We start from the raw sequence: 23,499 nt of genomic DNA, 5'->3' as shown, positions 1-23,499 counted from the left end.
CCGGAGCGCCCCGCCCCGACAATCGACCGGGTGGACAGGGCCCGCCCACCATCCGCGTCGGGGCGGGTCCTGTCCGCGTGCCCGCGCGGACAGGAACCCGTTCGCCGCGTCCCTTCAGCTCTGTCGGCGCTCGGCGCCCTCGCGCAGTTCCCGGCGCAGCCGTCCGGGGTTCCAGTCCTCGGTGACGGCCTGCCAGAGGGTGTCGGCCTGGGAGGGCGGGGCGAGACCGCCGACCGGCGGGTCGAGGTCGAGGTTGGTGGGGAAGGGATAGCCCTCGGCGGTGGCGGCGACCACCCGGCGCAGCCAGTCCTCGCCGGCGCCCTCGGCCTTGCGCCGCAGCAGTACCGGGAACAGCGCCTCGGCCATCGCGGCGCGGTCCACCGTCTCCATGGCGCGGCCGAAGGCGGAGGAGATCTGCAGCAGGTTGGCCATGCGGCGGATGTCGCCCGAGACGTTGTGCCCGGCGGCGTGGAACAGGGCCGGGTTGAAGAAGGCCGCGTCGCCCTTCTCCAGCGGCAGCTGGACGTGGTGGGCGTCGAAGTACTCGACGAACTCCGGCAGCCGCCACGCCAGATAGCCGGGCTCGTACTTCTGCGAGTGCGGCAGGTAGAGGGTCGGGCCGGACTCGACGGGCATGTCGCAGTGGGCCACCGCGCCTTGGAGGGTGAGCACGGGAGAGAGCCGGTGGACGTGCGCCGGGTAGGCGGCGGCCTGCTCCTGGGAGAGGAAACCGAGGTGGTAGTCGCGGTGCGCGCTCTGCGCGGCGCCGCCCGGGTTGACCACGTTGACCTGCGAGGTGACCTGGTAGGCGGGGCCGAGCCAGGCCTCCGCGATCAGAGCCAGGATGTCGTTGGCGTAGTAGTCGGCGAACACCTCGGGCGCCCGCACCGCCACCTTGTCGAGGGCGTTCCAGACGCGGTCGTTGGCGCCCGGCTTGGCGAAGTGGTCGCCGCGGGCCGTGCCGGCGGCGCGCTCCTGTTCGATCAGCTTCCGGAAGACCTCGGACGTGCGGTCCACGACGGCCGGGTCGGTGAAGGCGCCTTTGAACACCACGATGCCCGGCCCGTCCAGCAGGGCCCGCACCAGCTCGCTCCGCACGGCCCGGAGGCCCTCAGGCGAGGCGGCCAGTGAGCGGAGCCGGCCGCTGTCGTAGAGCGGGACGTTCTGTTCGATCCGCAGGGCCGAGGGGTGGTCGGCGGGCTCGGTGCGCCGCTCCACGAGCGAGCGGAACGCGTCGAGATCGCAGTCGGCCTCGGTCAGCCAGATCCGTGATCGCGCGGCGGCGGTGGTGGTCATCGCGGGTTCCTTTCGCTGCCCTGGCACTTCTGCCAGTCTTGGGAACCCGAGCTCGTCATTCAATCCTCAGCAGCACATCAAAAGTCCATCAGCCGTCCGGGGGGATCAGCCATGCGGCACCCTTACACGATCAGGGAAATCGCCCGTCAGGCCGGGCTGAGCACGGCCACGGTCGACCGGGTGCTCAACGAACGGGGCAACGTCCGGGAGAGCACCGTCAGGGAGGTGCGGCAGGCCGTCAAGGACCTGGACCGCCAGCAGAGCCAGGTCCGCCTCGCGGGGCACACCTTCATGATCGACATCGTGATGCAGACCCCGGAGCGGTTCTCCACCGCCGTACGCGAGGCGCTGGAGGCGGAACTGCCCTCGCTGCACCCCGCCGTGGTGCGTTCCCGCTTCCACTTCCGTGAGACCTGTCCTCCCGCGGAACTCGTCGCGATCCTGGACAGGATCGCCGAGCGGGGCTCGAAGGGCGTGATCCTCAAGGCTCCGGACCTGCCGGAGACCACGGCCGCCGTCGGCCGGCTGACGGCGGCCGGCATCCCCGTCGTCACCCTGGTCACCGACCTGCCGCACAGCACGCGGCTCGCGTACGTCGGCATCGACAACCGGGCCGCGGGCGCCACCGCCGCCTACCTTCTCGGGCAGTGGCTCGGCGGACGGCCCGGCCATGTGCTCATCACCATCAGCCGGGGCTCCTTCCGGGGCGAGGAGGAACGCGAGATGGGCTTCCGCAGCGAGATGCGGCTGACGCACCCCGGGCGGTCGCTGGTGGAGGTCACCGACAGCGACGGCCTGGACGCCACCCAGCACGACCTCGTCCTCGAGGCGCTGCGGCGCGACGAGGACATCGTCGCCGTCTACTCCGCGGGCGGCGGCAACCTCGCGACGCTCGACGCCTTCGACGCGCTGGGGCGGGAGTGCGCGGTGTTCATCGCCCACGACCTCGACCACGACAACACCCGGCTGTTGCGCGAGCGCCGCCTCACCGCGGTCCTCCACCACGACCTGCGCCAGGACATGCGCCGCGCCTGCCAGATCGTCATGCGGGCCCACCGGGCGCTCCCCGACGACGGCCCCGCGCTGCCCTCGGCGATCCAGGTGGTCACCCCCTTCAACCTGCCCGTCACGAGGCCGTAGCCCACCGGACCCGTCCGCTTGTCGCCGCTCCGGTGCCGCACTACCGTGCCGGCGTGGATCACTTCTCGTACTCCTGGCAGGCGTTGCGCACGGCGGTCGCCGGACTTCCGGACGAGGACTTCACCCGGCCGTCGGGCTGCTCCGGCTGGCTCGTGCGGGACCTGGTGTGCCATCTCGTCATCGACGCGCAGGACGTCCTGATCACCCTCGTCACCCCCGCCGTCACCGAACCCACCGTCGACGCCGTGACGTACTGGCACGTCGCCGACCGTCCGCCGACCGGCGAGGACCCTCTCGACGCGCTGACCGTCCGGCTCGCCGCCGCCTACGGGGAACCGCACCTGCTCAGGTTCCACCTCGACGACGTCGGCTCCGCGGCCGGACGCGCCGCCGGGCTCGCCGACCGCGGCGCGCGGGTGAGCACCCGCGACGAGGTGCTCACGGCGGGCGACTACCTCACCGCGTACGTCCTGGAGTGGACGCTGCACCACCTCGACCTGATCGCCCACCTCCCGGGCGCCCCGCGACCGCCGGCCGAGGGCCTCGCCCGCTCGCGCGAGCTGCTGGAAAGGATCGCCGGCGCCGCGTTCCCGGCGTCGTTCACCGACACGGACGCGCTGATGGTCGGCACCGGCCGCCGGGCACCGACCGGCGCCGAGCGGACACAGCTCGGCGAACTGGCCGCCCGACTGCCGTTCGTCCTCGGCTGACCCGCCGGATCAGGGCCGCCACCGGGCCTGACGATGCCCGAGCAGCCGCGAGTGGTGTAGCTCGGGCCGCTGGTGAAGTCCCCCCTTCCCCACCGTGGGCGGCTCGTGGGCGGAACACTTCGACCTGCTCACCGGCCTGCCGAACCTGTTGCGCGGGCATCCGGACCCCGATGTGCGGTACCGGGCCCACGAGACCGCGACGTCGACGGAACGACCGCCACTGTCCCCACTGCCCCTCCATCCGCTAACATAGAATAATTAGATAGATGATTTGTCCAATGGTGGCGAGGAGTGGCCGTGGACTTCGGGCTGACCGACGAGCAGGACCTGTTGCGCGCGACGGCACGGCAGTTCGTCGCCGACGTGTGCCCGGCCGAGCGGGCGAAGCGTTGGGACGAGGAGAGCGTCGTACCGCCCGAGTTGTTCCGGGGCATGGCCGATCTGGGCTGGTTCGCCCTCCCGTTCAGCGAGGAAGAGGGCGGCGACGGCGGCGGGCCGCTCGAACTCATCCTGATCGCCGAGGAGTTGGGACGGGCAAGTTTCGACGTCGCCATGTGCTACATCGGGGTGCTCATCCCCGGGATCACCGTGTTCCGGTGGGGCAGCGAGACACAGCGGGACTTCATCCGCGAGCAGGTGATGACCGGGCGCCACCGGCTCGCCGTCGGTCTCAGCGAGCCGGACAGCGGGTCCGACGCGGCGGCGCTGCGCACCACCGCCCAGGATCACGGGGACCACTTCCTCGTCCGCGGCCAGAAGGCGTGGTGCACGGGCGGCGGACTGCCCGACACCACCATCGCGACCTATGTGCGCACCGGGCCCCGCGAGCCCAAGCACGGCGGGATCAGCCTGCTGCTCGTCGACCCCGCCACGGAAGGCGTCGAAGTGCGCCGCACCCCGACCCTGGCCCGGCACATCCTGGGCACCAACGAGATCTTCTTCAACGACGTGCTGGTGGCGAAGGAGAACCTCGTCGGGCCGCGCGACGAGGGCTGGAAGGTCATGCTCTCCAACATCGAACTGGAGAAGGTCATCATCAGCGGCGGCTATCTGGGCGCCGCGCAGGCCACGCTCGACGAGATGCTCGAGTACGCCCGCGCCCGGCACGCCTTCGGCCGGCCGATCGGCAACTTCCAGTCGCTCGCCCACGCCATGGCCGACCTGCAGACCGAGATCGACTCCGCCCGGCTGCTCGCCTACCGCGCCGCCTGGCTGCTGGCCCAGGGCAAGCCCTGCACCCGCGAGGGCTCGATGGCCAAGCTGAAGGGGTCGGAGACCTATGTGGCGGCCGCCCGGCTCGGAATGCAGGTCTGCGCGGGGCACGGCTTCTCCACGGAGAGCATGATGAGCTTCCGCTACCGGGAGTCGATCGTCGCCACCATCTCCGGCGGGACGAGCCAGATCCAGCGCAACGGCATCGCCCGCAGCATGGGGCTGCGCTCCTACTGATCCTCACCCCGCCCTTCCTGGGCGGCCAGCCACTCCTCGTGCCGCGCGAAGTGGCCCGGGTCGCGGGTCACCCAGATCCCCGAGGCCCGGGCCAGTACGGCCCGGTTCGGCAGCAGCACCATCTCGCCCGCGATGTACCAGCGCCGGCCCTCCCGCCGCTCGACCCAGGCCCGCACCTCGAGCGGCCGCTCCACCGGCACCGGTTTCACGAAGCTCACGCTCAGTTCCGCCGTCACGCTCAACACCCGGTGCAGCAGCGGGAGATGGCCGAGGCAGTCATCGAGGACGGCGGCCGTCCAGCCGCCGTGCGCCACATTGGGACCGCCCTCCTGGTCGCGGGGGCAGGTGAGCCCGAACCACGCCGCACCGTCCTCGTCCAGCCGCTCGCCCGCCACCCCGAGCCGGCAGGCACCCGCGACCCGGCAGGCGCCGCACAGCGCCACCCCGCCCGGGGTGCGGGGCGGCTCCTGGAAGTCCGCCCCCGCCCAGTGGCCGTCCGTCGTCGTCACCATGCCGCCTCTCCTCGTGTCAGACATCGGCAAGCAGCGGGCGCAGCTTGCCGGCGATCAGCTGTACCTGCCGGGCCACCATCTCCTCCGGCATTCCGGCCAGCGAGGCCCACAGGAACACCCCCTCGACGGGCAGGCCCGCGACGTACGCCTTGACGGCGTCGGCGGTCTCCTGCGGGGTGCCGTAGAGGAACTGACCGACTCCACTCGCGCGCAGGCCGGTCTGCCGCCACTTCTCCGGATCGATGGGGCGGGGGGCCGGCTGGTCGGTCCCCTCCACCATGTACCGGCGGTAGCTGTCCCACTGGTAGGACAGGTGCTTGCGGACCACCGGCCAGTCGCCGTCCGGGTCCTCCGTGACGAACGTCGTGAACGAGCCCTGCATCCGGGCCGCCGCCGCGTCGTGCCCGCCCTCGGCGAGGCCCTCCCGGTACGGCGTCAGCAGCGCCGGGTTCAGCGACAGCAGCCCGGTGCCGAGCCGGCCGGCCCGCCGGGCGCCCTGGGGGCCCTGGTAGCCGAGCCAGATCGGCAGCGGGTCCTGGACCGGGCCGGGGGTGACCGCGGACCGCGCCCACAGGTCGCGGATCTCCCGGACCCGCTGGTCGGTGGTGGTGTAGCGCTTGGCGAGGTCCGCCCCGAACAACCGGTACTCGGGCACGCGGTAACCGGTGCCGAGACCGAGGTCGAGGCGGCCGCCGCTGATGATGTCCACGATCGCGGCCTGCTCGGCGATCTCGGGGGCCGCGTGCAGCGGCGCCGGGAGGACCGCGGTGCCCAGGCGCACCCGCCGGGTGCGGGCGGCGGCCGCGGCGGCCATGGTGAGCGGCTGCGGGAGGTATCCGTCCTCGAAGCCGTGGTGTTCGGAGAACCAGACGGAGTCCAGGCCCAGCCGGTCGGCCTCCTCGCACATCTCCAGGGCGAAGCCGTACACCCGCGACCAACTCTGGCGCCACGGCGGAGGGTTGCGCAGGTCGAAGTAGATGCCCACCTTCATGAGGGGGTTCCTCCTGTCGGGTTGTCCGTGAGCCGGAGCGTCGCGTGCGCGACGACGACCCCGTCGCCGGGCGGCAGCAGCCGCACCGGGCGCAGATGCAGTGCCTCGATCGCGGGGACGTCCTCGACCAGGGCCGAGACCCGCAGGACGGTCTCCTCCAGAGCGGTGAGGTCCACGCCCGGGCCGCCCGCGCGGCCGTCGAGCAGCGGGGCCGCCCGCAGTGAGCGGATCATCTCCCGGGCGTCGCGGTCGCTGAGCGGCGTGACCCGGTGCGCCACGTCCGCCATGAGGTCGGCGTAGTCCCCGGTCAGCCCGAAGGAGAGCACCGGCCCGAACACCGGATCCGCGTCCACGGAGAGGAACGCGTCGGGGCCGGGTCCCGTACCGGCAGCGCGGACGGCGATCCCGTACGCGGCCAGCACCTCGGCGGCGACCGCCGCGGGGACCGGGCCCGGGGCGCGGCGCGCGAGCAGCGACCGGGCGCGCTCGGCGTCGGCCCCCGCGAGGTCCGGTACGACGCCGGCGGGGGTGCTGCGCCAGGCCTGGTAGGCGGCCGCGTGCCCGAGCGAGGCGGCCGCCGCCTCGGGGAACGTGTAGGTCGGCACGACCAGGTCGCCCCGGTGCAGCAGATCGGCCACGCCCGCGCCGCCCAGGAAACTGGTGACGACCGGCTTCTCGGGCCGGCCCGCCGCCGCGTCGAGGATCGCCGCCGCCACCTCGTCCGGCTTGTCCGCCAGCGGCGGCATGAACAGGACGACGGCCGCGTCGATGCCGTCGTCGTCCAGGACCGCGTCCAGCGCCCGGCGGTAGTGCGCGGCGGTGGCCGTCGGGGTCAGGTCGACCGGATTGGAGACCTCGGCGTGCGGCGCGAGGGCCGAGCGCAGCGTCCGCCGGGTGGCTTCGCCGAGCGCGGGCACCCGCAGACCGCTCGCCTCGCACGCCCCGACCGTCAGCGCGGCGGGCCCGCCCGCGTTGGTGATCACGGCGACCCGGTCGCCGGGCGGCGGGGGCTGGTGGGCGAGCAGCAGCGCCACGTCGAACAGCTCCTGGAGACCGCGGGTGCGGATCACGCCGGACTGCGCGAACAGCGAGCCGGCCGCCGAGTCCGCGGGGCCGGGATGCACCGCGACGATCGGTTTGCGCGGCGCGATGCGCCGGGCGACCCGCGCGAACCGGCGCGGATCGCCGAACGTCTCGACGTGCAGCAGGATCACCGAGGTCCCCGCGTCCCCCTCCCACCACTGCAGGAGCTCGTCGGTGGAGACGTCCACGGCGTGGCCCACCGACACGAAGCCGGAGAACCCGAGCCGCAGCCGCCGCGCGAAGTCGAGCACCGCGAGGCCGAGCGGCCCGGACTGGCTGGACATGGCGACCCGGCCGGGCGCCGGCAACGCGGGCGAGAAGGTCGCGGCCAGCCGGGCCGCGGCCGTCGTGTTGACCACGCCCATGCAGTTCGGGCCCACCAGCCGCATCCCGGAGGCCCGGGCGAAGCGGGCCAGCTCCCGTTCCCTCGCCCGTCCCTCGGCGCCCGCCTCCCCGAAGCCCGTCGAGACGACGACCACCGCCTTGGCGCCCACCTCCGCACACTGCCGTACGACGTCCGGCACCGCCTCGGCCCGCACCGCCACCACGGCCAGGTCCGGCGGCCCGGGAAGGTCCCGGACGCTGCCGTACGCCTGCACCCCGGCGATCCGCTCCGCCCGCGGGTTGACCGGCAGGACAGCGCCCTCGAAGCCGCCCCGCAGCAGGTTGGCCACGATCTCGTGACCGATGGTCAGCGGTTCGCGGTTGGCCCCGATCACGGCGACCGACCGCGGTTCGAGCAGCGGCCGCAGGGACCGCCGTACGGCCGTCTGCTCACGGCGCTCGGCCCGGGCGACCGCCGGCGCCTGCGGGTCGACGGCGATCTCGAAGTGGAGGATCTGGCCGGGCGGCCCGGTCTCGACCCGGTGGCCGGAGCCGAGGAACACGTTGATCATCCGGCTGTTGTCGGCGAGGACGTCGGCCTCCAGCACCCGGATGCCGCGGGCGCGCGCGGCGGCGGCGATGTGCTCCAGGAGCAGCCTGCCGAAGCCCTCGCTCTGGTGGTCGTCGCGGATGGTGAAGGTGACCTCGGCGCGCTCGGGATCCCCGGCGTCGCGTACGTAGCGCACCAGACCGGCTATCTCGTCGCCGGCCAGCGCGACGAGCGCCAGCTCGTCGAGGTAGTCCACGTGCGCGCCGCGCCGGATGACGTCGTCGCGGGCCCGGACCACCGGGCCGAGGGACCGGTAGGCCAGGGTGGCCCGGGACAGGCCGCCGACGAAGGCGACCAGCCGGTCGGCGTCCTCGGGCCGGATGGGCCGTACGAAGGTCGACCGGCCGGTCCTGACGAGCCCGGGCCGTTCCAGGTCCTCCGGATAGAGGTCCCGGCGGTCGAGGCCCTCGGGATACGGGGGAGTGGTCACGGTGCTGCGCCGTCCGCGCGGATCAGACCGCCGCCTCTCGTGCGGTCTGCTCCGGCAGCCGGAAGAGCTCGTTGAAGGTGCCGCGGGTGACCCGCTCGCGGACGTCGTCCGGCACACCGTCGAACAGGTCGTGCAGCGTGGCCTGGGTGTGCCCGTACGTCCCCTCGAGGTGGGGGTAGTCGTCACCCCACATGACGTTGCGGTAGCCGGTCGCCTCGACGATCTCCACCGAGCTGCGGTCGTGCTGGAAGGAGGCGTACACCTGCTGCCTGATGATCTCGCTGGGCAGCCGGCTGAGCTTCGGCCGTACGAACATGCCGTGCTGGCGGTACGCCTCGTCCATCCGGTCGCCGATGGCCGGCATCCAGCCCGCGCCGCCCTCCGCGATGAGGATCCGGAGGTCGGGGTGGCGGTCGAGGGCGCCGCCCGCGACCATGTGCGACACCACCCGCATGCCCGGGTAGGTCGTCTCCATGTAGTTGACGACCGCGCCTCCGGGCCCGCGGAAGACGACGTTCTCCCCGCCCGTGCCGATGTGGAAGCCCAGCACCAGGCCGGCCCGCTCGACCGCGGTCCACAGCGGTTCCCAGCGGTCGAGCGCGTACTCCTCGCCCGGCCTTGTCGAACACGGCAGGAAGATCGCCTGGAAGCCGAGTTCCGCGACCCGCTCCACCTCGGCGACCGCGTCGCCGATGTCGGCCGTGGAGACGCACGCGGTGGTGATGACCCGCTTGTTCCGCTTCAGGATCTCCTCGTGCGCCCAGTCGTTCCAGGCGCGCACGGTCTCCCTCGCCAGTTCCCGGTCGGTGATCGACACCAGCCAGAACCCCATGGAGGGAAAGGCCAGTTGGCCCCACACCCCCTCCTGGTCGAGATCCTCGAGCCGGACGTTCAGGTCCCAGGCGCCCGGCGGACGCATGGCGTCCATGAAGTCGCCGAGCTGACGGTCGATGCGCTCGCCGTCGATGTAGAGCACCTCGTACTTCTCGCCGCGCTCGCTGCGCGGGGCGCGGGCCCCCAGCCGTGCGGGCAGCCGCTCGGTCCACACGTCGGCGGGTTCCATCACATGGGAGTCCCCGGAGTTGACCCAGATCTTCGTCATGACGCCCCTTCGGGTCAATGGATGCAATCAGTTAGCGATTTTAGTTGTTTGGGGGGCGGAAGGGAAGGCTGGGTGGACGCCGCTCTTTTAATCAGTCCAATTGGTTGACTGATTGCGCTGATGGCTGCAAGATCTGGGCAGCTGAGCCGCGAGGAGGCGTCATGGTCGGTGACCGGGACACCGGTGACAGGTACTTCGAGCCACAGGTGGAGACCATGCCGCGCGCCGAGTTGCGGGCGCTGCAGGAGGAGCGGGTCCTGGAACTCGTCGACTACGCCTACGGCCGCTCCGCCTTCTACCGGGAGCTGTGGGACGCGCACGGAGTGCACCCGCGCGAGATCCGCTCACTGGCGGACTTCCGGGCACGGATCCCCTTCATCACCAAGGACATGGTGCGCGCCCACCGGGCCCGCACCGGCGACCCCTTCGGCGGACTGCTGTGCGTGCCGGTGGAGGAGCTGACCTCGGTCTCCTCCAGCTCCGGCACCACCGGCGACCCGGAGTTCTTCGCCGAGATCTGGCAGGACGCCCCGCCCCTGGTGACCGCGCAGGTCCGTGACCTGTGGGAGCTCGGCCTCAGACCGGGCGACCGGGTGCTCAGCCCGCCCGGCACCTTCCGCAACCTCATGGACCCCGGCTTCCAGGCGCTGGGCGCCGTGGTCATCGAGGTGGACACCTGGATGGGGAACATGCCCGAGGTCGTCGAGGCCCTGCGCACCTACCGCCCCGCCTATCTGCAGATGATGTACCCGCAGATGGTGGAGCTGGAGCACCTGGCCGAGCACACGGACCTGAAGGAGGCGTTCTCCTCCCTCAAGGGCGCCTCCTGCGCGGGCCAGCCCCTCAGCCGGCGGATGCGCGAGCGGATCCGCGACGACTGGGGCATCGACGTCTACGAGTACACCAGCGCCGCCGACACCGGCACCGCCTGGGAGTGCCGCGAGCACGACGGCTTCCACCTCTGGGAGGACACCGTCTTCGCCGAGTGCGTCGACGTCGGCCAGGACGGCGGCCGGCACGACACCCCCGAGGGCGACCTCGGGGAACTGGTCGCCACCGACCTGGACAACCGGGCGGCGCCGCTGATCCGCTACCGCAGCGAGGACCTCGTGCGCCTCTCGGGCGACACCTGCGGCTGCGGCCGCACCCATGCCCGGATGTGGGTGGCCGGCCGGCGCGGCGACGAGACGGTCGTGCGGGGCCGCTCCGTCGTCCTGCGCGACGTCTGGCAGGCGGTGGAGGACCAGCCGGAGACCGTGGCGGGGGTGTTCCAGATCGTCCGGGACCGCCGCGAGGTCGACGAACTGCGGCTGCGCGTCGGCTACGACCCCGCGCTCACCGGCGACGTCGACGCCCTCGCGGGCCGGCTGGGCGAGGCCGTGCGCGAGCGGACCGGAGTCAAGCCGGTGCTGGACCTGCGCACCGAGGAGGACCTGTTGAAGACCATGACCAGTGTCGCCAAGTTCCCCCGGGTGGTGAAGAGCTGATGGCCCGCGCCGACACTCTCGCCCGGGCCAGGACGCTGCAGCGGCCCGAACTCGCCTACCTCGTGCGCTTCCCCACCGCCGCAGGCATCGGGGAGACGGACCTGACCTGGGCGGAACTCGCCCGGGACACCGAGTGGGCCACCGCACGGCTGCGCGAGCACGGCCTCGCCGCCGGGCAGCGGGCCCTGCTCACCACCTCAGGCTTCGAGGGCTTCTGGGGCCACACGGTCATCGGCGCCCTGCGCACGCTGAAGGTGACGTACGGCATCGCGGAGGCGATGGGCTGGGACCACCGCCGCACCGCGGTCTTCCACCGCGAACTGACCCCGCATGCGGTGATCGGCCTGTCGGCCGAGACCCTGGAAGGGCTGGCCGGATCCGCCGACATCGGCGAGATGTTCCGGCCGACCCCGGTCGTGCTGGCCCGGCCCGCCGCCCTGCCGCTGCTGAACGGGGTCGGCATCGCCGCCTGTCTGATCTCCGCCCTGGGACCGGCCCTCGCCCTGGAGTGCCCCGAGCGCCGCGGCGCCCATGTCAACGCGGCCGAATGGCGGGTCGACGAGCGGGACGGACAGCTGTCCGTGGCGGCGGGCGAGGGCCGCGCCTCGGTACTGCCACCGACCCCGCTCGGCATCCCCGGCCGGGTCGTCACCGGCCGGTGCGCCTGCGGCAGCGACGACCCGAGGGTCCTGCTCGCCGAGGCCGGCCGGCCGTCATCATCGAGGAGTTGAGAATGTCCGAAGGAGTGGTCGACGGCCGGGTCGTGGTCGTCACCGGGGCCGGCAACGGGATCGGCCGGGCACACGCCCTGGCGTTCGCCGCGCACGGCGCGAAGGTCGTGGTCAACGACCTGGGCGGCGCGCGCGACGGCAAAGGCGCCTCGGCGGGCCCCGCCCAGGCCGTGGTGGACGAGATCCTCGCGGCCGGCGGCGAGGCCGTCGCCAACACGGACGACATCTCCGCCTGGGACGGCGCCGGCCGGCTGGTCCGGCAGGCCGTGGACACCTACGGCGGTCTGGACGTCCTGGTCAACAACGCCGGCATCCTGCGCGACCGGATGATCGTGTCGATGACCGAGCAGGACTGGGACGGTGTGCTCGCCGTCCACCTCAAGGGCGGCTTCGCCACCCTGCACCACGCGGCCGGGTACTGGCGCGAGCGCGCCAAGGCCGGTCACGGCAACGACGCCCGGGTGATCAACACCACCTCCCCGTCCGGACTCTTCGGCAACCCCGGCCAGTCCAACTACGGTGCCGCCAAGGCCGGCATCGCGAGCCTCACCGTCATCGCGGCCGCCGAACTCGCCCGCTACGGCGTCACGGTGAACGCCATCGCGCCCACCGCGCTCACCCGGCTCACCGAGGACATCGAGATGATGCGGCGGGCCGCCGAGGACCAGGACCTCACCCCCGAGGCCATCTCCCCGCTCGTCGTCTGGCTCGGCTCGGCCGCCTCACGCGAGGTCACCGGCCGTGTCTTCGGCGTGGTCGGCAACCGGATCACGGTCCTGGAGGGCTGGGTCAACGGCCCCGGCGCGGGGGCCGGGTCCCGCTGGACGCCGGAGGAACTCTCCTCGGTCGTCCCGAACCTGGTCGCCAAGGCCGCGCCGAACGCCGACGCCCTGGGCAACCGGAACGGAGCGTGAGATGACCACACCACAACTCCCGGTGGCCGAAGGCCTGTTCACCTCGCCACCCGCCCCGCTCAGGCTCATCGGCTCCGAGTGCGCGGACTGCGGTCTGGTGAGCTTCCCGGCCGCCCCGGTCTGCGTCCGGTGCGCGAGCGCCCAGCCGAAGGAACGGCTGCTGGCGGACCGCGGCACGCTGTGGACGTACACCACCCAGGACTTCCGCCCGCCCTCCCCGCCGTACGACGGCCCCGAGGCCTTCGAGCCCTACGCGGTCGGATACGTCGAACTCCCCGGCGAACTGCTGGTGGAGGCCCGGCTCACCGAACCCGATCCGCGGAAACTGCGCATCGGGCAGGCCATGCGGCTGACCCTCGTGCCGTACACCGTGCGCGAGGACGGCACGGAAGTCATGACGTTCGCGTTCGCGCCGGAAGACCAGCAGGAGGAGGGACAGTGACCGAGGCCGTCATCATCGGGGTGGGCCTCCACCCCTTCGGCCGGTTCCCCGGCAAGCCCGCGCTCGACATGGGCGCCGACGCGGTACGCCTCGCGCTCGCCGACGCCGGCGTCGACTGGCCGCGGATCCAGGGCGGTTACATCGGCAGCTACGAGGTCGCCAACCCGGACGCCATCGTCGCCCGGCTCGGCCTGACCGGCGTACCGCTGCGCGGAGTGTTCAACGGCTGCGCCACGGCCGGCACGGCGGTGGCGCTGGCCGCCCGTGCCATCGAGACCGGCGAGCACGACCTGACCATCGCGATCGGCCTGGACAAGCACCCGCGCGGCGCGTTCGCCGCCGACCCGTCCGTGGCCGGCATCCCCTCCTGGTACGGGCGGACCGGGCTCTTCCTCACCACCCACTTCTTCGGCATGAAGATCAACCGCTATATGCACGACCACGGCATCTCCCACGAGACGCTCGCCCGCGTCGCCGCCAAGAACTTCGGCAACGCGGCCGGCAACGACAAGGCCTGGCGCCGCACACCCCTCTCGGTCGAGGAGATCCTCGCCTCCCCGGTCCTCAACCACCCCCTGCGCCAGTTCATGTACTGCGGTCCCAACGAGGGGGCCGCGGCGCTCGTGCTGTGCCGCGCCGACCAGGCCCACAAGTACACCGGGAAACCCGTCCGGGTCCGCTCCACCGCCCTGCGCAGCCGCCGGCTCGGCGCCTTCGAGGTGCAGAGCCCGTCGTTCCCCGTCGGGGACGTCGTCGAGAGCCCGACGGTGGACGCCTCCAGGGCGGCCTGCGAACTCGCCGGCATCGGCCCCGAGGACGTGGACGTCGCCCAGCTCCAGGACACCGACGCCGGGTCGGAGATCATCCACATGGCGGAGAACGGCCTCTGCAAGGACGGCGAACAGGAGCGGCTCGTCGCCGAGGGCGCCACCGGGATCGGCGGCCGGCTCCCGGTCAACACCGACGGCGGACTTCTCGGCAACGGCGAACCGATCGGCGCGTCCGGACTGCGCCAGATCCACGAGATCGTCCTCCAACTGCGCGGCACGGCCGGGGCCCGCCAGATCCCCGGCACACCCCGCGTCGGCTACACCCACCTGTACGGCGCGCCGGGCGTGTCGGCGGTGACGATCCTCTCGACCTGAGGGACACGTGATGCACCAGGACATGCAGGACTTCGCCGCCGAGGCACGCCGCTTCCTCGACGCGCACGCGGCGAAGGCCCCCGACCGCGCCGCCTTCACCTGGGGCGAGGGCGACGACTCGATGGCGTACTTCAGCAGCCTTCCGCCGGAGGAGGAACAGGAACAGGTGCGGCGGGCCCGGGCGTGGCAGCGGACCCGCCACGAGAACGGCTTCGGCTGGATCACCGGCCCGCCCGAGTACGGCGGACGCGGCCTGACCCCGGTCCACGACCTGCTCTACGACGCCGTCGAGTCCGAGTACGACGTCCCCGACACCGGCGTCCTCAGCGTGATCGGCCTGGGCATGATCGGCCCCACGATCCTCGCCCACGCCCGACCCCACCTCAAGGAACGCTGGCTGCCCGCGATGTACCGCGGCGACGCCATCGCCTGTCAGCTGTTCAGCGAGCCCGGCGCCGGGTCCGACCTGGCGAGCGTGACGACCAGGGCCGTGAGGGAGGGCGAAGGGTGGGTGCTGAACGGGCAGAAGGTGTGGACCTCCGTCGCGCAGCACAGCCGCATCGGCCTGGCCCTGACCCGGACGAACCCCGACGCGCCCAAGCACCGAGGCATCACCGCCTTCCTGGTCCCCATGGACACCCCAGGTGTCGAGGTCCGGCCGCTGCGGCAGATGACCGGCGGCGCCGACTTCAACGAGGTCTTCCTCACCGACGTCCGCGTCCCCGACGACCACCGCCTCGGCGAGGTCGACGGCGGCTGGACGGTCGCCCTGACCACCCTGATGAACGAGCGCGCCACGGTCGGCAGCGAGGGCGCCGGACCGGTCGCCGCGGCCCTGTCCCCGGACCGGCTCGCCGCGCTGATGCGCGCCACCTGGACCTGGGACGACCGCGCCCTGCGCGCCCGCCTCGCCGAGGTCCTCGTGGACGCCATGGCCACCGAACACCTCAACAACCGTGCCCTGCGCAAGCTGCGCGGCGGGGTGGCGCCCGGCCCCGAGATGTCCGTATCCAAACTGATGTACGGTCAGAACCTCACCCGGGCCGCCCACTTCGTGGCCGATGTGCTCGGGCCGCGCGCCATCGCCGACACCGGGCAGTGGGGCACCTACGCCTGGACCGAACTGCTGCTGGCCACCCCGGCGTTGCGCATCCTCGGCGGCACCGAGGAGATCATGAAGAACATCCTCGCGGAACGGGTCCTCGGTCTGCCGAAGGAGGCACGCGCATGAGCGACGACGAAAGCGGGCTGCGGGAACTCCGTTCTGCCGTACGGGAGTTCCTGGAAGCGAAGTCGTCCGAGGAGGCGGTCCGCAAGCTCATGGAGAGCGAACCCCGCTTCGACCCGGACGTCTGGGCACAGGCCGCCGACCAACTGCGGCTGCCCGCCCTGGCCGTCCCGGAGGAGTACGGCGGGGACGGATTCGGACCGGTCGAACTCGGCGTCGTCCTCGAGGAGATGGGCCGCGCCCTGTTCTGCTCGCCCTTCTTCGCCACCGCGGTCCTGGCCGCCCAGGCACTGCTGGCCTCCGGCGACGGCGCGGCCTGCGCGCGCCACCTGCCCGGGATCGCCGCCGGACACACCACCGCCACCCTCGCCGTCGCCGAGGAGGGCGGCTCCTGGGATCCCGTGCTGATCTCCGCACGGGCGGTGCCGGACGGGGACACCGGCTGGAAGCTGAGCGGGCGCAAGTGCTTCGTCGTCGACGGTACGACGGCCGGCCTGATCCTCGTCGTCGCCCGCACGGTCGCCGGGCCCTCGCTGTTCGCGGTGGACCGGACGGCCCCGGGGGTGACCGCGGAGGCGATGCGAACCCTGGACGCCACCCGGGCGATGGCCCGGCTGACCCTCGAAGACGTGCCCGCGACCCTCGTCGGCGCGGACGGGGCGGGCGGCCGCGTCATGGCCCGGGTCCTGGACCTCGCCACGACGGCGCTCGCCGCCGAGCAGGCCGGCGGGGCCCGCCGGTGCCTGGAGACGAGCACGGAGTACGCCCGCACCCGCCACCAGTTCGGTCGCCCGATCGGCTCCTTCCAGGCGGTCAAGCACAAGTGCGCGGACATGCTCGTCCAGGTCGAACTGGCCGAGGCCGCCTCCCGGGAGGCGGCGCGGCTCGCCGCCGAGGGCTCCGCGGGCTTCCCCGTCGCCGCCGCGGTGGCCCATGCCTGCTGCTCACGGGCGTACACCTTCGCCGCCACGGAGAACATCCAGGTCCACGGCGGCATCGGCTTCACCTGGGAGCACCCGGCCCACCTCTACTTCCGGCGGGCCAAGTCCTCGCAACTGCTCTTCGGGGGACCGGCGCTGTACCACGAGCGACTGCTCGACCGCCTCGGCATCTGAACCGGCCTCATCCGAACCGGCCTCGGATCAGCGCCAGTTCCACGCCTGGTTGCTGCTGCCCGCGCAGCTCCACGCCTGCACCCGCTGACCGTCCTGGCCGGAGCCGGAGGCCTCCGCGTCCAGACAGAAGCCGTCCGGGACGCTGACCAGGGTCTTGCCGCCGGGCGCACCGGAGTTGCCCAGGCTCCAGCGCTGCGCCGCAAGGCCGCTGCACCGGACGCCCTGGATCCCATGGCCGTTCTGTCCGACGCCGGCCGCGTCCGCGTCCAGGCAGCGGTGGTCGCCCTGGTTGACGACGACGTACTGGGAGGGCCGGCCGGGCACCGGGTACAGCGCCCACTTCTGGTGGGGGGCGCCCGTGCACTCCCAGATCTGCACCGTCTGCCGCGCGAGACCCGCCGTGCCGGTGTCGGCGTCGAGGCACCTCGCGACCGCCGCCCCGTTCACCGTCTCGGTCACGGTGAGCGTGCCGGTGCGGACGGCACCGCCCGGGCTGCCGTACAGCATCGCCTTGGTCTCCGTGCCGACCTTGCCGTCGGCGGTGAGCCCGGCCTCGGTCTGGAAGACCTTGACCGCCGCGAGGGTCTTCGCCCCGAACTCTCCGTCGACCGTGACATCGAGGCCGTAGCCCGACAGCAGGTACTGCAGCGCGGCGACGCAGTCCCCGTGGTTCCCCGAGATGATCTCCTTGAGGCAGGCGGCGGCCCGGAGGTCCAGCGTCCGCGGAGCCTTGGAGGCCTTCGCGGAGGGCTTGGCCGACGTGGCTTCGGACGCCGAGGCGGTGGCAGCGGAAGGCGTCGGATCCGGCGACGACGCGCCGGCCGTCGGGGCCGGGGGCTGCGTCCCGGCCGAGGTGGGTGCCGGGCCCGGCGCGGCTTCCACCGGGGTGTCGGACCGGTCCAGCAGCGCCACGGTGAGCCCGGCGGTGACCAGTGCCGCCACGACCGCCGCCAGCAGGATGTTCCTGCGCCGGCGGCCGCGCGAGACGGCCGGGGCGGAGGCCGTGCCGGTGCCGGCCGGAGGCGCGGGCGGACCGGCCGGCGCCGCCCGGTCCCGCGCCGAGGACACATCGCCGCCGGCGGACGCGCCGAGCGGGGCGAACGCGGAGAACGGGGCGTCGGCGGACCGCGGAGCGGACGCGGGGAGCGCGGCGGAATCGGCCGGCGCAGTGGTGCCACCGGGCCCGGCCGGCCGGTTCCGGGACGGGCCGTCGGCCGGCGCGGACAGCTGGTGCCCGATCGCCGTCCTGAACACCGCGTCCGGGGCCGGCCGCAGCTCGGGTTCCTTCTGCAGACAGAGGCGTACGTACGCGGCCAGCTCCGCGTCGACGGCCGCCACCTTGGCGAGGACGTCCTCGTGCGGCGGATCGAAGGCCACCCGGTGCAGCACGTCCACGCCGGTTCCCCCGCCGAAGGGCGCCTCCCCGGCGACCGCGTACGTCAGGGTGGAGGCCAGGGTGAACACGTCGGACGCGGCGGTCACCTCCTTGCCCCGCACCTGCTCCGGGGACATGAACGCGATCGTGCCCACGTTCTGGCCGGTGCCGGTGATGGAGGTGCCGTCTGCGGCCTGGACGATCCCGAAGTCGATGACCCGGGCCCCGTCGGCCGCCAGGATCACGTTGGACGGCTTGAGATCGCGGTGCACGATCCCCGCCCGCCACATCGCCTCGATCGCCCGGCCGAGGTCGGCCATCAGCCGCCAGGCCGCCTCCGCGCCGATCGGCCCGCGCTGCTCCACCGCCTCCTCGAGCGTCGGCCCCGGTACGTACTCGGTGGCCACCCACAGCACGTCCCCGTCGGTGCCGCTGCCCATCAGCCGCACGGTGTGCGCCCCCTGGACGCGGCCCAGCGCGCCGACCTCCCGCTCGAACCGCTTGCGGAACTTCGGGTCCTCCGCGTACTCGGGCCGGATCACCTTGACGGCGGCCGGTCCGGGCCCGCCCTCGGTGTCGCGGCCCAGAAAGACCCGCCCCATCCCGCCACTGCCGAGCACCGACACGAGAACGTACGGCCCGACCCGCTCGGGATCGCTCTTCCGCAGCGGGACCGGAGGCGGCGGCTCCATGCCGGCCGCCGCGTAGGCGAGCGCGTGGGACCGACTGTGGTGAGGGTCAGACATGGTGAATCCGGTCTCTCGCGTGACATGTGTGCTGTGCACGGCTGTTGTCGGTCAGCGGGAGACTATCGCAACACCTTTGCCGAAAAGACGAGTTGGTGTTCGATTCAATCGCGGCTCGCGTCGCCCAGCAGTGCCTTCGCGATGATCACCTGCTGGATCTGGCTGGTGCCCTCGTAGATGCGGAACAGCCGCGCGTCGCGGTAGAAGCGCTCCACGGCCACCCCGCGCATGTAGCCCGCCCCGCCGTGGATCTGCACCGCCCGGTCCGCGACCCGCCACACCATCTCGCTCGCGAAGTACTTCGCGCAGGACGGGCCGACCTTGAGGTCCGTACCCGCGTCGAAGGCGCGGGCGGCCTCCAGAACCGTGGCGCGTCCCGCGTAGTAGTCGGTCATCGAATCCGCGATCAGGCCCTGCACGAGCTGGAAGGAGCCGATCGTCCGGCCGGACTGACGGCGGGTGCCGGCGTAGGCGACCGACTCGTCGACCAGCCGCTCGGCCATGCCGACACAGAGGGACGAGATGTGCACCCGGCCGTGCGCGATACAGCCCATCGCGGTGTGGAAGCCCCGGTTCAGGCCCTCGTCACCGCCGACCAAGGCGGTGGCCGGCACCCGTACGTCGTCGAAGAACACGTCCGCCGTCCAGGCTCCGAACTGGCCCATCTTGTGGTCCTTGGGCGCCACGGTCAGCCCCGGTGTGCCCGCCGGGACCAGGAAGGTGGAGATGCCGCGGGTTCGCGGGGCGTCCGGGTCGGTGCGGGCGAAGACCATGAACACGTCGGCGAGCGGCGCGTTGGTGATGTACCGCTTGGCGCCGTTGATCACCCATGTGTCGCCCTCGATGTGCGCCTTCGTGGTGAGCGTCGAGGGATCGGAGCCCGCGTCCGGCTCGGTGAGCGCGAACGACGCGAGGACGTCGCCCGACGCGATCCGCGGCAGCCACTCCGCCTTCTGTTCCTCGGTGCCGCCGACCATCAGCACGTGTCCCGCGATGCCGTTGTTGGTGCCGAACATCGAGCGCAGGGACGGTGTCGTGTAGCCCAGCTCGAACATCAGCCGGGCCTCCTCGTACATCGACAGCCCCAGCCCGCCGTACTCCTCGGGCAGCGCGAAACCGAACAGGCCCATCTTCCTGGCCGCCTGCCGGATGTCGTCGGGCATCGCGTCCTTCTCGTCGATCTCCGCCTCCAGCGGTACGACGCGCTCCCGGACGAACCGCCGGACCTCCGACAGCACCGTGGTGAAGTCCTCCGCGTCCATGTACTCTCCCTCGCCCCTCACTTGTCCGTCTCGTTCGGCTTCTCGGCGGGCCGGTAGCAGACCGCGAGCAGGGCCGCCGCGCTCGCCCCGCCGAGCACGGCCGCCAGCAACGCCGCCCTCGTGCCCGCCCGCCGTCGCCCCAACAGCCCGTCCACCGAGTACCGGCCGTTGCCCAGCGCCGCCATCGCCACCGCCGCGCCGCCCACCACACCGGCGTACTCCCAGCCGCCCTTGAAGACGAAGAAGCCCTTGCCGCGGTGGTCCGTGCGGGCCGCCACGGTCATCAGGCCGACGGCCGCCGCGGCGGGCAGCGGATTCGCGATGCCCAGGGCGATGCCCGCCCCGGTCGCCATCTCGGTCCCGGCCGCCATCCGGGCGTGCACCCCGGCGGGCCTGAGGCCGAGCGCCTCGAACCAGCCCGTGGTGCCCTTCAGCCCGCCCGGACCCGCGACCTTGTTCCAGCCGTGGGCGAAGAGCATCGGGCCGAGCGTCGCGCGCAGGGCCAGGGCGGCGGCGTCATGGCCCTTCACTGGCCGGCCCCCGTGGCCCGGCCGGCGGGCATGACGCCGTACAACTGCGGTACGGCCTCGACGAGTTCGTCGTAGCCGAGGGCCTTTCCTGACCGGCTGGGGTGGACCGCGGCGACGGTCCAGCCCTGCAGCCGGTTCAGCTTGTCGCCCTCGATGCGCAGCACCTGGCCGGTCAGCCAGGCCGCGGCGTCGGAGGCCAGGTAGACGACCACGCCCGAGGCGTTGGCGGGGTCGCGCGGGTCGAAGTCGCCGTCGGCCGGGAGGGAGGCGCCGACTTCGAGTCCCTCCGTCATCCGGGTCGCCGCGATCGGCGAGATCGCGTTGGCCGTGACGCCGTAGCGGCGCATCTCCAGCGCGGTGAGGACGGTGAGCCCCGCGATCCCGGCCTTCGCGGCCCCGTAGTTGGACTGCCCCTGGTTGCCGAACAGGCCGGTCCCAGACGTGGTGTTGATGACCCGCCCGGCCACCTTCCCGCCCCGCTTGGACTCCTCTCGCCAGTACGCGCACGCATGCCGGGTCAGCGCGAACGAGCCCTTGAGATGGACGGCGATCACGGCGTCGAACTCGGCCTCGCTCATCGAGAACAGCATGCGGTCGCGGACGATCCCGGCGTTGTTCACGACGATGTCGAGCCGCCCGAACTCCGCGACGGTGTCCGCCACCATGGCCTCGGTCGCACCCCAGTCGCTGACCGAGCCGTGGTTGGCGACCGCCCGCCCGCCGAGCTTGGTGATCTCGGTGACCACCTCGTCGGCGGGGGAGTCGCCGGTCGCCTCGCCGTGCACGCCGGCGCCGAGGTCGTTCACCACCACCGTGGCTCCGGCTTCGGCGAGCGCCAGGCAGTGTGCCCGGCCCAGCCCCCTGCCGCCACCCGTCACGATGGCGACCTTGTCGTCGAGGATGCCCACGCCCTACCTCCCTTTTCCGTCCAGCTCGTCCAGTACGTCGGTGGTGTGCTCGCCGAGCGTCGGCGCGCCCGTGCGCGGCTTGTCGTCCACGCCCCAGAAGCTCACCGGCGTCGCCACCGTCCGCAGTGGCGGCGCGTCCCCCATACCGGGCTGTTCGACGAACGCCCCCACCGCCTCGGCCTGCGGGTCGGCCGCCACCTCGGCCAGCGTCTGCACGGGGGCCCACCACACGCCCTCGGCGTCGAAGCGGTCCGCCCACTCCTGAAGCGGCCGCCGGGCGAACTCCTCGTCGAACACGGCGATCAGCTCGCGGACATGACCGCGCCGGGCCTTGCCGGTCGCGAACCGCCCGTCGTCGAACAGGTCCTCGCGGCCGAGCGCCCTGACGATCCCGGGCCAGTGCCGGTTGCCCTCCAGGCCGACGAGCCAGAACCAGCGGTCGTCGGCGGCCCGGTAGCAGTTGTAGAGCGGGGACTCGTGCTCGGTGCGGTGCCGGGTACGGCCGCGCCGGCCGAAGAAGTTCTGCAGCGCCAGGTCGTTGCCGTTGGCGTACGTCCCGGACCGCAGCAGCGACACGTCCACCACCCCGCCCTCGCCGGTGCGTTCACGGCGCAGCAGCGCGGCCAGCACCCCGGCCACCAGGTTGGACGCGGCCGTACGGTCGCCGAGACCGGGCCGGATCCCCGGCGGCGGCTCCCCGGCCGGGTTGAGCATCGCGGCGATACCGGGCCGGGCCCAGAAGGCGGAGACGTCGTATCCGGCCCGGTCGCGCTCGGTCCCCGTCCAGCCGTATCCGGTCAATGTGCCGATGACCAGGCGGGGATGGCGGGCGCGCAGCTCCTCCGGGGCCAGCCCCAGCCGCTCCAGCGCGCCGGGCCGGAGGTTGGTGACGAACACGTCGGCGCGCGCCAGCAGCCGTTCCAGCGCCTCCTTGCCGTCCTCCGCGCGCAGGTCGAGCACGATCCCACGCTTGCCGCGGTTGTCGGTCTCGAACGGGGGCGCGCTGTCGATGTCCTGGCCGACGTGCCGGAGCGTGTACCGGTTGGGGTCACCGGTAGGCGCCTCCACCTTCACCACGTCCGCGCCCCAGTCGGCGAGCATGGTGGCCGCGGCCGGCGCGGCCACCCACATGCCCAGCTCGACGACGGCAATGCCCTCCAGTGGCCGCACGGCCCACCTCCTGAGATCTCTAGACACCGCGGAACTCACCGGGGCGCCGCTCACGGAACGCCTTCAGCCCCTCGGCCCGGTCCTCGGTGCAGAACAGCACCGAGACGGTCTCGCGCTCGTACGCGATCGCCGCCTCCAGGTCCATGCCGAGCCCGTGGTCGACCAGCCGCTTGCCCGCCGCGAGCGCCAGCGGGGCGCCCGCGGCCAGCCGGGCGGCGAGTGTCTCCGCGGCCTTCAACGCCCCACCGGGCGGGGCAACTTCGTTGACCAGCCCCAGTGCGTACGCCCGCTCGGCGTCGACGGGTTCGCCGGTGAGGATCATCTGCTTGGCGACGGCGGGCGGCACGAGACGCGGAAGCCGCTGGGTGCCGCCCGCGCCCGGCAGCACGCCGAGCTTCATCTCCGGCAGCCCGAGCCGGGCGCCGCGCTCCGCGACGCGCAGGTCGCAGGCGAGCGCCAGTTCCAGACCGCCCCCGAAGGCGAACCCGTGGACGGCCGCGACCGACGGCTTGGGGAACTCCTCGAGGAGCGCGAACGCCGCGGTGAGCCTTCCGACGAAATCCCGGAACTCCCCGGGCTTCGTGAACGACTCGATCTCGCCCAGGTCGGCCCCGGCCGAGAACGCCCGGCCGGCTCCGGTCAGCACCAGGGCGCGGACGCCGTCGTCGTCGCGGCACCGCTCCAGGGCCTCCCGCAGCAGGCCCACGGTCCGAGTCCCGACCGCGTTGAGACGCTCCGGCCGGTCGAGGGTCAACACGGCGATCCGGTCGCGGAGTTCGACACGCAGCACGGTGTCCAC

General features: G+C 72.8%; 21 protein-coding genes. 10 read left to right on the top strand and 11 right to left on the bottom strand.

Features of this window, described 5'->3' with window-relative positions; all coding sequences use genetic code 11:
- Positions 1-114 precede the first annotated feature (114 nt).
- Complete coding sequence (locus ABT057_RS03125) at positions 115-1,296, bottom strand: phytanoyl-CoA dioxygenase family protein (protein ID WP_352340676.1); 1,182 nt, start codon at positions 1,294-1,296, stop codon at positions 115-117.
- A 111-nt stretch (positions 1,297-1,407) separates the two neighbouring features.
- On the opposite strand from ABT057_RS03125, the gene ABT057_RS03120 reads away from it, so the two are divergent.
- From ABT057_RS03120 to ABT057_RS03110, 3 genes are all read left to right on the top strand, one after another.
- Complete coding sequence (locus ABT057_RS03120) at positions 1,408-2,436, top strand: LacI family DNA-binding transcriptional regulator (RefSeq protein ID WP_352340675.1); 1,029 nt, start codon at positions 1,408-1,410, stop codon at positions 2,434-2,436.
- A gap of 53 nt (positions 2,437-2,489) precedes the next feature.
- Positions 2,490-3,146, top strand: coding sequence for a maleylpyruvate isomerase N-terminal domain-containing protein (locus ABT057_RS03115; RefSeq protein WP_352340674.1), 657 nt, complete (start codon positions 2,490-2,492; stop codon positions 3,144-3,146).
- 297 nt (positions 3,147-3,443) lie between these two features.
- Positions 3,444-4,595 carry an acyl-CoA dehydrogenase family protein gene (locus ABT057_RS03110; protein ID WP_352340673.1) on the top strand — a complete coding sequence of 384 codons (1,152 nt, stop codon included), beginning with the start codon at positions 3,444-3,446 and terminating at the stop codon, positions 4,593-4,595.
- On the opposite strand, the gene ABT057_RS03105 is transcribed toward ABT057_RS03110, so the two are convergent.
- From ABT057_RS03105 to ABT057_RS03090, 4 genes are read right to left on the bottom strand one after another with little or no spacing between them, the layout of a single operon-like run.
- Positions 4,589-5,107 carry a PaaI family thioesterase gene (locus tag ABT057_RS03105; protein ID WP_352340672.1) on the bottom strand — a complete coding sequence of 173 codons (519 nt, stop codon included), beginning with the start codon at positions 5,105-5,107 and terminating at the stop codon, positions 4,589-4,591. The genes ABT057_RS03110 and ABT057_RS03105 overlap by 7 nt on opposite strands.
- A 16-nt stretch (positions 5,108-5,123) precedes the next feature.
- Positions 5,124-6,098 carry an LLM class flavin-dependent oxidoreductase gene (locus ABT057_RS03100; protein ID WP_352340671.1) on the bottom strand — a complete coding sequence of 325 codons (975 nt, stop codon included), beginning with the start codon at positions 6,096-6,098 and terminating at the stop codon, positions 5,124-5,126.
- The gene (locus ABT057_RS03095) at positions 6,095-8,545 is read right to left on the bottom strand and encodes a bifunctional acetate--CoA ligase family protein/GNAT family N-acetyltransferase (RefSeq protein ID WP_352340670.1); all 2,451 of its coding nucleotides are present in this window, start codon (positions 8,543-8,545) and stop codon (positions 6,095-6,097) included. The genes ABT057_RS03100 and ABT057_RS03095 overlap by 4 nt, the downstream gene beginning before the upstream one ends.
- A 22-nt stretch (positions 8,546-8,567) precedes the next feature.
- Positions 8,568-9,647, bottom strand: coding sequence for an amidohydrolase family protein (locus ABT057_RS03090; protein ID WP_352340669.1), 1,080 nt, complete (start codon positions 9,645-9,647; stop codon positions 8,568-8,570).
- A gap of 161 nt (positions 9,648-9,808) precedes the next feature.
- Between ABT057_RS03090 and ABT057_RS03085 the strand changes: the two genes are divergently transcribed.
- The 7 genes from ABT057_RS03085 to ABT057_RS03055 are packed head-to-tail and all read left to right on the top strand — an operon-like array spanning position 9,809 to position 16,709.
- Positions 9,809-11,134, top strand: a complete 1,326-nt coding sequence (locus ABT057_RS03085) for a phenylacetate--CoA ligase family protein (RefSeq protein ID WP_352340668.1) — start codon at positions 9,809-9,811, stop codon at positions 11,132-11,134.
- Complete coding sequence (locus tag ABT057_RS03080; RefSeq protein ID WP_352340667.1) at positions 11,134-11,865, top strand: hypothetical protein; 732 nt, start codon at positions 11,134-11,136, stop codon at positions 11,863-11,865. The genes ABT057_RS03085 and ABT057_RS03080 overlap by 1 nt, the downstream gene beginning before the upstream one ends.
- A gap of 2 nt (positions 11,866-11,867) precedes the next feature.
- Positions 11,868-12,779, top strand: a complete 912-nt coding sequence (locus tag ABT057_RS03075; RefSeq protein WP_352340666.1) for an SDR family oxidoreductase — start codon at positions 11,868-11,870, stop codon at positions 12,777-12,779.
- Between the two features lies 1 nt (position 12,780).
- The gene (locus ABT057_RS03070) at positions 12,781-13,221 is read left to right on the top strand and encodes a Zn-ribbon domain-containing OB-fold protein (protein WP_352340665.1); all 441 of its coding nucleotides are present in this window, start codon (positions 12,781-12,783) and stop codon (positions 13,219-13,221) included.
- Entirely contained in the window at positions 13,218-14,366 is a 1,149-nt protein-coding gene (locus tag ABT057_RS03065) for a thiolase family protein (RefSeq protein WP_352340664.1), read from the top strand. Before ABT057_RS03070 ends, ABT057_RS03065 begins: the two co-directional genes overlap by 4 nt.
- Before the next feature lie 10 nt (positions 14,367-14,376).
- Positions 14,377-15,597 carry an acyl-CoA dehydrogenase family protein gene (locus ABT057_RS03060; RefSeq protein ID WP_352340663.1) on the top strand — a complete coding sequence of 407 codons (1,221 nt, stop codon included), beginning with the start codon at positions 14,377-14,379 and terminating at the stop codon, positions 15,595-15,597.
- Positions 15,594-16,709, top strand: coding sequence for an acyl-CoA dehydrogenase family protein (locus ABT057_RS03055; RefSeq protein WP_352340662.1), 1,116 nt, complete (start codon positions 15,594-15,596; stop codon positions 16,707-16,709). Before ABT057_RS03060 ends, ABT057_RS03055 begins: the two co-directional genes overlap by 4 nt.
- Positions 16,710-16,736: 27 nt before the next feature.
- Here ABT057_RS03055 and ABT057_RS03050 read toward each other — a convergent pair whose 3' ends face one another.
- The 6 genes from ABT057_RS03050 to ABT057_RS03025 all read right to left on the bottom strand — a co-directional run bounded on the left by ABT057_RS03050 (position 16,737) and on the right by ABT057_RS03025 (position 23,499).
- Positions 16,737-18,830 carry a protein kinase domain-containing protein gene (locus ABT057_RS03050; RefSeq protein WP_352340661.1) on the bottom strand — a complete coding sequence of 698 codons (2,094 nt, stop codon included), beginning with the start codon at positions 18,828-18,830 and terminating at the stop codon, positions 16,737-16,739.
- Between the two features lie 104 nt (positions 18,831-18,934).
- Positions 18,935-20,092 (bottom strand): acyl-CoA dehydrogenase family protein, encoded by a 1,158-nt coding sequence (locus tag ABT057_RS03045; protein WP_352340660.1) that lies wholly within the window; start codon positions 20,090-20,092, stop codon positions 18,935-18,937.
- 17 nt (positions 20,093-20,109) lie between these two features.
- Positions 20,110-20,622, bottom strand: a complete 513-nt coding sequence (locus ABT057_RS03040; protein WP_352340659.1) for a DoxX family protein — start codon at positions 20,620-20,622, stop codon at positions 20,110-20,112.
- Positions 20,619-21,530: an SDR family NAD(P)-dependent oxidoreductase gene (locus ABT057_RS03035; protein WP_352340658.1), complete on the bottom strand. Its 912-nt coding sequence runs from the start codon at positions 21,528-21,530 to the stop codon at positions 20,619-20,621. Before ABT057_RS03035 ends, ABT057_RS03040 begins: the two co-directional genes overlap by 4 nt.
- A 3-nt stretch (positions 21,531-21,533) precedes the next feature.
- Complete coding sequence (locus ABT057_RS03030) at positions 21,534-22,700, bottom strand: CaiB/BaiF CoA transferase family protein (RefSeq protein WP_352340657.1); 1,167 nt, start codon at positions 22,698-22,700, stop codon at positions 21,534-21,536.
- Between the two features lie 19 nt (positions 22,701-22,719).
- Positions 22,720-23,499, bottom strand: coding sequence for an enoyl-CoA hydratase/isomerase family protein (locus tag ABT057_RS03025; RefSeq protein WP_352340656.1), 780 nt, complete (start codon positions 23,497-23,499; stop codon positions 22,720-22,722).

It is taken from the genome of Streptomyces sp. NPDC002588 (assembly GCF_040295925.1).
Classification (GTDB): domain Bacteria; phylum Actinomycetota; class Actinomycetes; order Streptomycetales; family Streptomycetaceae; genus Streptomyces.
Note: the sequence above shows the minus strand (reverse complement) of the source record. Positions and strands in the feature narration are given on the sequence as shown.